Source organism: Neopoerus faecalis (genome assembly GCF_029218125.1).
GTDB classification, from domain to species: domain Bacteria; phylum Bacillota; class Clostridia; order Oscillospirales; family Oscillospiraceae; genus Oscillibacter; species Oscillibacter faecalis_A.
The window spans coordinates 52,088-63,942 of record NZ_JARFXX010000006.1 but is presented as its reverse complement, the minus strand read 5'-3'; the positions used below and the strand labels follow the sequence as shown (position 1 = coordinate 63,942).

The following is an 11,855-nucleotide window of genomic DNA, read 5'->3' as shown; positions in this document are numbered from 1 at the left end:
TCCGTTTCTCCTATCATAAATAAATTTGTGTCAAAAATCAAGCGTCCGCGTGAAAACGCCGGCGCATATCTGCATCCGCCTGCAAAACAGCCTCGGTCTCCCGCCTGCGGCTCTCCGCCAGCTTGGCGGCCAGTGTCTCATCGGTCACGGCCAGAATCTCGATTGCCAGCAGGGCGGCATTCTTCGCGCCGTTCACCGCAACCGTCGCTACCGGGATGCCGCCCGGCATCTGCACCGTGGAGAGTAATGCGTCCATCCCGTCAAAATTGGCGCCGCTGCACGGAATGCCAATGACCGGCAGGGTTGTATTCGCCGCCAGCGCCCCGGCCAGATGCGCCGCCATTCCGGCGGCGGCAATCAAAACAGAAAATCCGCTCTCCCGCGCCGAAGCTGCAAATTCTCTTGCTTCATTCGGACACCGATGAGCGGACAGCACACGCACCTCAAAGGGCACCTGATACTCCTCTAAAATATGAATCGCCTTTTCCACCACCGGCAGATCGCTGGTGCTTCCCATTACAACGCCGATCTTGCTCACAATACCGCCTCCCCAAATACGGTCCATGGTTCATGGTCCCGCGCCTCAAATTGGTATTACCTTTTTGTCCTTATCAGTATAGCACAGAGGTCACAGGAAGAAAATACCGCAATACAGAGAAATGAGCGCGTTATTCAGTAATATAATTTACAACTATGACAATAACATTATTTTTACTAATGTCTTGTAGAACTCTTAATGGGTCTTCAGCGCAATACGCAGGGCCCTGTTTTCCTGCAACGGGACAAGAATATCTCTTTCCATCCTTTTGACCCGGCAGACATTCTCTATCCGCCCATTTTCGTCAAAAACTTGCCCGTTGCAGTCCGCGTAAAAATATGGTATACTGCAATATCAGAAACGAGGTGATCCCCACGGAGAAAAAGGGAATCAAAATTGCGGCCCAGAACCGCAAGGCCTACCACGATTACTTCGTGGAGGACAAGTATGAGGCGGGCATTGAGCTGTGCGGCACGGAGGTCAAGTCCATTCGCGGCGGCTCTATGAACCTGAAGGACTCCTACTGCACCGTAAAGGACGGTGAGCTGTTTGTCCACAGTATGCACATCTCCCCCTATGAAAAGGGCAATATTTTTAACCGGGACCCGGACCGGGACCGGCGGCTTTTGATGCACAAGCGGGAGATTCGCAAGCTCCACGCCCTCATCAAGCAGGATGGCTATACACTGGTGCCTCTGAGTGTTTATTTTAAAAACGCCAAGGTGAAGGTGGAGGTCGGTTTGTGTCGGGGCAAAAAGAACTATGACAAGCGGGATGCCATCGCCAAGCGGGACGCCGGCCGCGAAATGGACCGGGCCATGAAGGCCCGCAGATAACACTTTCAGAAAGGAACGAATGAATATGAGCAATCCTATTGTAACGATCACCATGGAGGATGGCCGCGTGATGCGGGGCGAGCTGTATCCCGAAAAGGCCCCTAACACCGTCAACAACTTTATCTCTCTGGCTAACAAGGGCTTCTATGACGGCCTGACCTTCCACCGGGTCATCCCCGGCTTTATGATCCAGGGCGGCTGCCCCAACGGAAACGGCATGGGCGGCCCCGGCTATGAGATCAACGGCGAGTTCGCCGCCAACGGCTTCCACCAGAACGATCTGCTCCATGAGACCGGCGTGCTGTCCATGGCCCGCACCATGGCCCCCAACTCCGCCGGCAGCCAGTTCTTTGTCATGGTGGCCCCCGCCCCCCATCTGGACGGTCAGTACGCTGCCTTCGGCAAAATCACCGAGGGGCAGGACGTTGCCATCGACATCTCCCGGGTCCAGCGGAACATGATGAACGATATGCCGAAAAAGCCGGTGGTCATGGCCTCTGTCCGGGTGGACACGCAGGGCGTTGATTACCCCGCCCCCGAGACCCACTAAACGGCTCCGAAAGGAGAAGCGCCTATGAAAACCGCAGTCGTTACCGGTGCATCCTCCGGGCTTGGGCTGGAATTTGCCCGCCAAGTCCATCAGGTGTTTCCGGAGATCGAGCGGGTCTGGCTCATTGCCCGCCGCGCCCAGCGGCTTGAGGAGTTGGCCGCGCAGCTTACAGACGAGGGGCTCAGCGTCCTGACGCTGCCTTTGGACCTGTGTGACACTATGAGCTTTACCGCCTATCACGAGCATCTGGTGGAGGAACAGCCTGAGATTTCCCTGCTCATCAACAACGCCGGGTGCGGCTATCTCGGCAAAATCGGCGAGGTAGACACCGTGTCCCAGACTCGGATGATCGACCTGAACCTCCGGGCTCTCACAGCCATCACCAATCTGTCCGTTCCCTATATGGAGGCCGGGAGCCGCATTCTGAATGTCAGCTCCATCGCCGCTTTCTGCCCCACCCCCCGGATGACGGTCTATTCCGCCACAAAGGCGTATGTCTCTGCCTATACCATCGGCGCGGCGGAGGAACTGAAGGCCAAGGGCATCACGGTCACAGCAGTCTGCCCCGGCCCCATGGCCACGGAATTTCTGGAGACCGGGCATATCCACAACTCCCCTGCCTTTGAGCTGCTGCCCTACTGCGATCAGGTGCGGGTAGCCGGCGGCGCCCTGCGGGCGGCAAAAGCGGGACAAACCATTTATACACCCCGGCTGTTCTATAAGTTTTACCGGCTGCTGGCCAAGCTCACCCCGGCCAAGCTGATGGTAAAGCTGACCAAAACCTAAAACTGTCACGGAATTGTAACACATTCCGATATGGGAATGTGTTACAATTCCAAATAGCAAATTCTGCTTTCCTATTTTACAAACCAGCAGAGCGTTTATGGAACGAAAGAGGAGGAGCAATGGAACGGATGAAGTTTTCGCCGGAAGGCGGAAACGGAATGAGTGACATTTGCTCAAAAGCGCAACTCACGTCCAACTCGTTTCACAAACCAGCAGAGCGTTTATGGAACGAAAGAGGAGCAATGGAACGGATGAAGTTTTTGCCGGAAGGCGGAAACGGAATGCGTGACATTTGCTCAAAAGCGCAACTCACGTCCAACTCGTTTCACAAACCAGCGAAGCGTTTGTGGAACGAAAGAGGAGGAGCAATGGAACGGATGAAGTTTTTGCCGGAAGGCGGAAACGGAATGAGTGACATTTGCTCCGACGACGGGGCCGTAAAGGTTTCGACGGGGATGGAGAAGCGGGACAAGCGGGCGGCGGCGCCTGACCGCCATAAAACGGGCAATTTTATAAATTAAATAACAACAATACTGTTGCTATTGCTGCTTAATTAAAGCAGCCGTCTGAACCGGAGAGGCCACAGGCCGGGGAAGGCGTCGTTGATGTGGCGTCCGTGAGGCGGGAAAGAGTTGACCTGCCCACGCATCATGACTCTACCAAACCGCAAAGTCTGTCAGGTGTCTTTGCGGGGCGGGAATTCTGAAACCTGACTGCGCCCGGAGAAAGTCCCGTGGAACTGTTTTCGGACAGGGGTTCGACTCCCCTCGGCTCCACCACAAAAGTACCGATTTTTATCCTTTTTGGTTAAAAGTCGGTACTTTTTGCATTTTTTGACACTGTTGTTCTAACAAAATTCTAACAAATGTCATTCTTGCCCGTCACCATTACAAGGATTAAGGAAAAGAGGCAAGTACTATGTATATTGATTTGTACGATTTTAATTCCCCGTGGTGTGAGTATCGGGAACAAGATAGCGGTATTTTAATATCACTCCGCAGGCAAATATAGTTGGACATTAAATATCTCGTGTCCAACCGTATTCCTTGGTTTCTTTCATAATTCTTTTTGTTGGTCCTCCAATCGCCAACAGCCTCGCGCACATTTTCAATCTTGCCGCTGATACCAAAGCCGTTTTTCTCTGCGTTATACGGCATCAAAATCGCATGAATTGTTTATCGTCATATACTCAAGATACTCACCATAGGTAATCTGCTTATTTATGTCCGTTCCGTTTAGAAGATACTCCGAACTGTCGGTCCAGCCGTAGCGATAGAACTTTGCAGCAAAGGCATACTCCCTTTGCCGCATACTGAAGCGGTTTTACAAATATTGTAGCCCAAGCCGCATTTTCTTTCCAAAAACGAATCATATTGATTGATATTCAACGTTATTTATAATAAAAGTATGAAGGACTGAGAACATTCCCCGCATAATAAACGTGAGCATTATGCCATGATTATAAAAGGACTCCCCACCGCCGAAGCACATTCGGTAATAGGGAGTTTTATTGATTATGCAGCCGCTTTAAACGGCTATTTTTTATAATCACGCAAGCACCAGCTTGATCCAGTTCCCGTCACTGATGGGAACGCCCCATGTGTTTGAAGCGCTGTTTTTCCAGATGGAAAGGCTCCCATCCGGGTTCTCGAGAATATCGCCGTAGTTGACGGTCACTGTCAGCTTTCCGTCTGTAATTTTATCCGATGAAATGACGGTGCCCGATAGCTTTACGCCAAGCCATTCATATCCGCTTTCGGTCGGGAGATGGGGAGGATAATATTTATTGTATGACTGGTCGGAGGCTGCAATGAATATCGTACCATCCGGCAGCTTGTATGCTTTCCCTGTTTTGATACTCCCCAAATTTTCCTCCGTCGGCCAAGTACCGGCCGACTGCTCCACTTTCCCGATAACCGTATCGCTTCCCGTTCCAGAATCACCGCCGGAGCCGTCGGTATTGCCTCCCGTGTTCCCGCCGGTGGAACTACCGCCCTCATAATGAAGAAGCGCGCATTCTCTTTGGGCGTCATATTCCACCCACGCAATGCCGCCCCGATTGGGGCCGTTCCCGACAATGCGGTCCGGACCAAACAGGCTGTTCAGATTATTCGCAAGCTCTGTGAGCTGCCAGCCGTTTTGGGTCTGCTTCAGCTCCACCGCCGCGTATTTTTCGTGGTTCGCGTTGACAGAACCTCCGCTTGTAATGCCGTCCGTCATTACCTCGGCATACTGTGACCTGATATTCGCGGCATCCGTTGCCTCTCTGCTCTTTTCCAAATGCTTCGCAAAGGTTGGAAGCGCAACTGCCACCAGTACCGCAATAATCGCCACAACAACCAAAAGCTCAGCAAGGGTAAAGCCTTTATTTCTTCTATTGCCATTCATACTTGTCAATTTCTGTTCTTCTCTATGATAAATCAGTGTTCTAATGGCCAAAATCCGATAAAATATGGGTCTTTCGTTTCCATCCTCCCGGAAAACCGGCTAACTGCCGCCCGACACCTAACCTTCCTCTTTTGAAAGCAAGACTACCGTCTCCACATGGCACGATACCTTCTGATTGATGTCAGGTTTTGTGCCCGTTCGCGGAAACATAGCACTCTCACATTGTCAAACTTTAGTCTTCCTGTCAATTGTATTCCACTAATTCATGAACCTCTGCTAATCAATTATATACATACCTTAAAATCGTTTTTATAACTTCATCAATCACAATCGGCTTTGACAAATGTGCGTTCATTCCTGCATCCAGTGATGCCTGAATATCTTCTGCAAATGAATTAGCTGTCATTGCTATAATAGGAATGTTTTTTCCATCCGGTCTGTCATTCATTGCCCTGATTGCTTTTGCCGCTTCATAACCATTCATTTCAGGCATCATGACATCCATCAGGATTACATCAAATGTGCCTTTCGGATGATTTCTGAAAATCTCAACAGCATTCTTTCCATCCACAGCTCTTTCTACATTCATCCCGAACTCTTCCAACTGCACGGCAGCAATCTCTGCATTCAGTTCATTATCCTCCGCAAGAAGGACCTTCACACCTGTAAGATTTACCTTTTCAGAAAAACCTGTGTCTGACTTATTACATTCCTGATCTGTAATTTCCAAAGGAATATCCACAGTAAATGTGGTTCCCTCATGCTTTTTACTCTGCACGGAAATGGTTCCGTCCATCATATCCACATACTTCTTTACGATAGCCATCCCCAGTCCAACTCCGTGGTACTGCGTTCTCACATCGGAATCTTCCTGTGCAAATTCCTCAAAAACTTCTTTTGTAAATTCCTCACTCATGCCAATACCAGTATCCGAAATGCGGTAACGCATATTTATATATCCATCCCCGCCCTTTTCCTGACACCGGGCTTCAAATGTAATCGTCCCTCCATCCGGAGTGTATTTTACGGCATTGCTCAGAATATTGACCAGCACATCGCGCAGGCGTGCAGGGTCCGCAAGTACATTTGGAATCTTTGCATCTTCACGCTGAATCTTAAAGTTGATATCCCTGTTCGTAAGAAAGCCTGTTATAATATCCAATGCAGAATCTGTAATGTTTTTCACATCCGCCGGTACCGGATTGTATTTCACTTTTCCACTTTCGATGTGGGTCAGATCTAATACATCATTGATCAGCGACAGTAAATACTCTGAGCTTTCGTCAATCTTTTCCAGACAATTTTTCACTTCGTCTGACGGATTGTTTTTCATTGCAATACCGGTAAATCCTATGATTGCATTCATCGGTGTCCTCATATCATGGGACATATGTGACAAAAATGCAGTTTTTGCCTTGTTTGCAGCCTGTGCATGCTCTGCCAGTTCCGCCATTTCCTCAGCTTTCTCCTGGGCCGCCTTCTGAGCTTTTCTTCTTGCACTGAGACGCACCATTATCACAGCCATAATAGTCAGCAGCCATCCAAAAATAAGAAGAACCCAAACAGTAACAACAGGATGCAGACGGATCCAGTCAACAAATGTCAGCTCTGTTGCTTTGTATGTGGTATACTGTGCTGCAATATCTTCAACAAGATTTTGAGGCATGGCATACATTGCTTTCGTCAGAATACCAGCCAGCGCATGGTTCTCAGTTGATGAAATTACCATGCGGTAGGTGAATGTAGGCTGCTCCAGCAGAGTATATGTCATGGTGCCCGTAGTGTCACTGTTCACAAACGCCTGTGCCATGTAATAGTAGACGAAGGCAGCATCTGCTTTACCCTTACGGACAGCTTCCATCATTTCCTGTCGGGTACTGCACATCAGTTTTTCTGCACCGGGTGCCATTGCATCTTCAATTGACTTTGATGCTGTCTGGTCAACAGTAGCAACAACATTAATGTTTCCATCAAAGTCACGCCGTGTCACCCTTGCCAACTGCATCGTAATGAAAGGTGCAGTAATCCCCCATTTTTTCGTTTCAGCATAGTTATCTGTTTCCAGGCGTGCATCGATGCTCATATCTGTGGTTTCCGTATTTTTCTGATAAGCAATATACTCATCTCTGGTGGCAGGTGTAAGAAACTCATAGGAAATCCCGGCATAGTCTGCAATTTTCCGGAAGTAATCCGGGATAATACACTTCATCTCACCATTTTCATTATAAGAATATGGATAACGGGTCGGATCACACAGAACATGAAGCGGGTTGTCCTTGGAATACTGTGAAATAATACTTTTTTCTTTCTCCGTATATTCCAGATTCTTAGTTTCGATGCTTTCATAATTTTTATTATAAAGTGTCGTTTTCCAGTCACTCTCAGCTGCATTCATCTGGTCGATTGCATAATTGATCTCATTCAGCAATTCTGTATTACCTTTTTTAACAATGACATAGAAATCGCTGCTGCCAAATTTATCCACGATTCGCTCATTGTTTGTTTTTCTCAGAGAGCTGGTAACAATCGCATCAACTTTTTCGCTCTGAAGGGCTTCCTTCATTTCTGCGGTCGTATCAAAATAAGATGGAACATATGTAAATCCTTTATTGTCTGCAAAATCCGCAAACTCTTCATTCCGGGTGTTTCCGTTCAAAAGCGCCACACGCATACCGTTGTAAGTGCTGTAATTGCCGTCCACAATCGTGCTGTTGTCACTGAGGACGGTCAGCATCCCATAATTGGTTCCGATGGGACGTGAAAAATCAAACTTTTCTTCTCTGTCCGGTGTTTTGCGGGCAGATGTTACCATGTCGATCTCGCCATCTTCAAGCATCTGCTGCATATCATCCCAGCTCTGATCATATCCGACATATTCGTAATCTACATCCCAATAACGGGCCATCAGACGAAGAAAATCATAGCCATAGCCGCTGCGGTTGCCTTCTTCATCCATCACATGATAACCATCCATGGCAAAGAAACCGACTTTGACAGTTTCATGCTGCGAACTGTCCTCGGCTGCATATGCAGTCTGGGGAGAAAATATCATACACACGCATACAAAAACCAGCAACACTGCCGCATATTTCTTTGCTCTCGAAATCATATTAAATCTCCTGCCTGTCCAATACATTTCTCTATACATCTCTTTATCAAACTTCTGGTTTAATAAAGTTGATTATTTAAATAATACTATACAATTTTACAATAATCCTGTCTATTATTAGTCTTTCCGCTGCGATAGCGTACAGTTATGCGAACTATGATTTACCGAATTTTCCCTTCACATCTATACCACTGCCTACAACCACCAAAAATGGTCGAGTTGCCTGATTGGTTGTCATCCTTTTCCGTTTTTCAAAAATCAGCCCGAAATTCCTGACATCTATTCCACTGTCTCAAATCGTGACATCTAATCCGAGGTCACAACCTGACACACATTTTGCCGTAGATATGTTTCCATATAGGAAAACCGAGCTTTTTCAGAAGTCTGGCTTCAAATCCAAACCTCCGAAAAAGCCCGGAAATACGCCGCTTTCTGGCACTTGATTTTATTTCCTTGACATCAAGACTACCGTCTCCACATGCGCGGTGCCGGGGAACATATCCACGGCGGCGGCGCGGACAGCCCGGTAGCCAAGCTGTCCGAAAATTTTCACATCCCGGCCCAGCGTGGCGGGATCACAGGATACATAGACCACCTTTTCCGGTCCCATGGCCGCTACGGAGGCGATGACCTCCGGGGCAAGGCCCTTCCGGGGCGGATCCACCGTCACCACATCCGGCCGCAGGCCGTCGCTCTCCAGCTTGGCGGCGATGTCCGCCGCGTCGCCGCAGAAAAACTCCGCGTTTTCGATGTGGTTGCGGAGAGCGTTTTCCTTGGCGTCCCGGATGGCGGGGGGCACGATTTCCGCGCCGATGACCCGCTTCGCCGCCTTTGCAAGACACAGCGTAATGGTGCCGATGCCGCAGTAGAGGTCCAGCACCGTTTCCTCACCGCTGAGCCCGGCAAACTCCAGTGCCTTATGGTACAGCACCTCCGCCTGATCCCGATTCACCTGATAGAACGAGGGCATGGACAGCCGGAACTCCAGTCCGCAGAGGGTGTCCATCAGATAATTCTGCCCGTAGAGCGTCCGATACTTTTCCCCTAAGATCACATTGCCCCGGCGGGTATTGCTGTTCAGCAGAACGCCCACCGTGCGGGGCACAGCCCGGGTGACATAGGCCGCCAGCTCCGGCTCCCGTGGCAGCTTGCTGCTGTTGACCACCACGCAGCAAAGGCTCTCGCCCTTTTGGTTCACCCGAACGCAGACATGGCGCACCAGCCCCTTGCCCGTGGTCTCATCATAGGCCGGGACCTGATAACGGCGCATCCACTCCCCCACGGCCTGTGCCGTGCGGTCGGCAGCCTCTGTTTGAATCAGGCACCGGCGGATCGGGACAACCTTGTGAGTCCGGGCCTGAAAAAAGCCGATGGAACCGTCGGCCCCCACGGGGTACTGGCTTTTGTTGCGATAATGCTCCGGGTCCTTCGCCCCCAGGATTTCCTCGACCTGAATATCCAGCCCGCCGATTCGGGTCAGAGCGTCCTGCACCCGCTGGCGCTTGGCCCACAGCTCCTCCGGGTAGGTCAAATGCTGATAGGCGCAGCCGCCGCACCGACCGGCATAGGGGCATTCCGGCTCCATGCGGTTCGGCGAGGGTGTACGGAGCTTCACGATCTCCCCGGCACAGGAGGTCTTCATCACCCGCGTGATGCGGAGGTCCGCAGTCTCTCCCCGCACGGCGTCCGGCACAAACACCACCGCGCCGTTCACCCGGGCAATTCCCAGTCCCTCGCTGGAATAGCCTTCGATCTCCGCTGTATAAATCTTCCCTTTTTCCAATGCTTCCATGGCTCTCGATTCCCTTCAAAACAGGTTCGGATACACTTGCAGGGAGCGCCGCATTGACAGCGCTCCCTGCGGATTTATATATTTTACTACGATTCTTCCCACTTGTCCAGCAGTTGACGGAGCTGGTCGGCCCAGCGGCCCAGCGTCCTGTTGTCCCGGCCCTTGGAGCGGCGGATGACATCCAACAACCGCTGACCCAGCGCCACCAGACGCTCGTAGGCGGTGTTGACTCTCTGGCCGCCAACGGCCTTGGCCTTCCGCTCCGGCAGATAACCGTTCTCCACGCTCTTGTCCGTCAGCAGGTCATAGACCTCGGTATACTGGGGGGCATGAGCGGTAAAGCCCAGCTTTTCCACACTCTCGGCAAAGTAGGGCGCCACCTCCCGGTCGCCGTGAACAATAAATACGTGCTGCGGCTTTGGTGCCTTGATATCCGCGATCCACGCAAGCAGATGGTCTCGGTCCGCATGGGAGGAAAGCCCTTGGAAATTCACGATCTTGGCGTGAACGGCGATCTCCTCGCCAAAGAGCTTTACGGTCTTCGCGCCCTCCAGCAGCGAGCGGCCCAGCGTCCCCTCGCCCTGATAGCCCACAAACACCACCGTGCACTCCGGCCGCCAGAGGTTATGCTTCAGGTGGTGGCGGATACGTCCGGCATCGCACATACCGGAGGCAGAAATGATGACTTTCGGCACACCGTCCTCATTCAGTGCCTTGGATTCCTCCACGGTCTCCGTCATATGGAGATTGGTGAAGTTGAACATATGGGTCCCGTCCTGCACCAGCGCCAGGGCATCGGCGTCCAAATACCCATCCAGATCACCGGTAAAAATGGTGGTAGCCCGGCGGGCCAGCGGAGAGTCGATGTACACAGGGAAATCCGGGTTGGACTTTACCAGCCCCTTATCCTTGATTTCCCGGATGAAATACAACAGCTCCTGTGTGCGGCCCACGGCAAAGGCGGGAATGACCACATTGCCGCCCTTGGCCATGGTCTCGTCAATGATCTGAGCCAGATCATCCGTGTAGCTCCAGACCTCCGTATGGTTGCGGTTGCCGTAGGTGGACTCCATAATGACATAATCCGCTCCGGCAAAATGGCTGGGGTCACGGATGATAGGCTGATCCACATTGCCAAGGTCGCCGGAGAAGATGATTTTCTTCGTTTCGCCGTTTTCCGTAGCGGTGACGGTGATGCACGCGCTCCCCAGCAGGTGCCCGGCATCGGCAAAGCGGACGCTGACGCCCTCGCACAGCTCCACATCCTGTCCGTACTCACAGGTGGTGACATACTGCTTCACGTTTTCCGCGTCCGCTACAGTATAGAGCGGCTCCACCTTCGGCGCGCCGGAGCGCTCCGCCTTGCGGTTTTTCCATTCGGCGTCGGATTCCTGAATATGGGCGGAGTCCAGCAGCATGATGTCCATGAGGTTTGCTGTCAGGCGGGTCGTCAGGATGCGGCCCTGAAAGCCCTGCTTCACCAGCATGGGGATGCGGCCGGTGTGGTCGATATGAGCGTGGGTCACCAGCACATAATCAATGCTGCCGGAATGGAAGGGCAGTGCGCCGTTATCCACCTCGTCTCTGCCCTGCTGTAAACCGCAGTCGACAAGAATTTTCTTTCCGTTGACCTCCAGACAGTGACAGCTGCCGGTGACGCACTGGTCGGCGCCGTAAAAGCTCAGCTTCATAAGGGGCCTCCTTTGTTTGATCTGTATACGCCATGGGCGCGTATTGGCTTGTATCTTGATGACATTTTAACACAGGACTACGAAAAGTACAATGTCGGTTTTGTGAACTTCTCCAGTCATTTTGATAAGTCTGTCCGAATACGCGGGAGCCGTTTCCTGTTTGCT

At 51.3% G+C, this 11,855-nt stretch carries 8 protein-coding genes and 1 other RNA gene; 4 read left to right on the top strand and 5 right to left on the bottom strand.

Translation table 11 applies throughout. From position 1 onward, the window contains the following. Positions 1-37: 37 nt before the first annotated feature. Positions 38-538 carry a 5-(carboxyamino)imidazole ribonucleotide mutase gene (gene purE / locus PY311_RS08445; RefSeq protein WP_286148238.1) on the bottom strand — a complete coding sequence of 167 codons (501 nt, stop codon included), beginning with the start codon at positions 536-538 and terminating at the stop codon, positions 38-40. 338 nt (positions 539-876) lie between these two features. Between purE and smpB the strand changes: the two genes are divergently transcribed. The 4 genes from smpB (at position 877) to ssrA (ending at position 3,489) form a co-directional block, all read left to right on the top strand. Then, the gene (smpB, locus tag PY311_RS08440) at positions 877-1,374 is read left to right on the top strand and encodes an SsrA-binding protein SmpB (protein WP_286148237.1); all 498 of its coding nucleotides are present in this window, start codon (positions 877-879) and stop codon (positions 1,372-1,374) included. 25 nt (positions 1,375-1,399) lie between these two features. Continuing rightward, positions 1,400-1,924, top strand: a complete 525-nt coding sequence (locus PY311_RS08435; protein WP_286148236.1) for a peptidylprolyl isomerase — start codon at positions 1,400-1,402, stop codon at positions 1,922-1,924. A 24-nt stretch (positions 1,925-1,948) separates the two neighbouring features. Beyond that, positions 1,949-2,710: an SDR family NAD(P)-dependent oxidoreductase gene (locus PY311_RS08430; RefSeq protein WP_286148235.1), complete on the top strand. Its 762-nt coding sequence runs from the start codon at positions 1,949-1,951 to the stop codon at positions 2,708-2,710. Positions 2,711-3,141: 431 nt separating this feature from the next. Next, positions 3,142-3,489: a transfer-messenger RNA gene (gene ssrA / locus PY311_RS08425) on the top strand. 769 nt (positions 3,490-4,258) lie between these two features. On the opposite strand, the gene PY311_RS08420 is transcribed toward ssrA, so the two are convergent. The 4 genes from PY311_RS08420 to PY311_RS08405 form a co-directional block, all read right to left on the bottom strand. After that, positions 4,259-5,098 (bottom strand): prepilin-type N-terminal cleavage/methylation domain-containing protein, encoded by an 840-nt coding sequence (locus PY311_RS08420; protein ID WP_286148352.1) that lies wholly within the window; start codon positions 5,096-5,098, stop codon positions 4,259-4,261. Between the two features lie 280 nt (positions 5,099-5,378). Beyond that, complete coding sequence (locus PY311_RS08415) at positions 5,379-8,207, bottom strand: transporter substrate-binding domain-containing protein (RefSeq protein WP_286148234.1); 2,829 nt, start codon at positions 8,205-8,207, stop codon at positions 5,379-5,381. A 445-nt stretch (positions 8,208-8,652) separates the two neighbouring features. Then, the gene (gene rlmD / locus PY311_RS08410; protein WP_286148233.1) at positions 8,653-9,999 is read right to left on the bottom strand and encodes a 23S rRNA (uracil(1939)-C(5))-methyltransferase RlmD; all 1,347 of its coding nucleotides are present in this window, start codon (positions 9,997-9,999) and stop codon (positions 8,653-8,655) included. 86 nt (positions 10,000-10,085) lie between these two features. Beyond that, a complete protein-coding gene (locus PY311_RS08405) occupies positions 10,086-11,690 on the bottom strand; it encodes an MBL fold metallo-hydrolase RNA specificity domain-containing protein (RefSeq protein ID WP_286148232.1) in 1,605 nt (534 codons plus the stop codon). Positions 11,691-11,855: the final 165 nt, after the last annotated feature.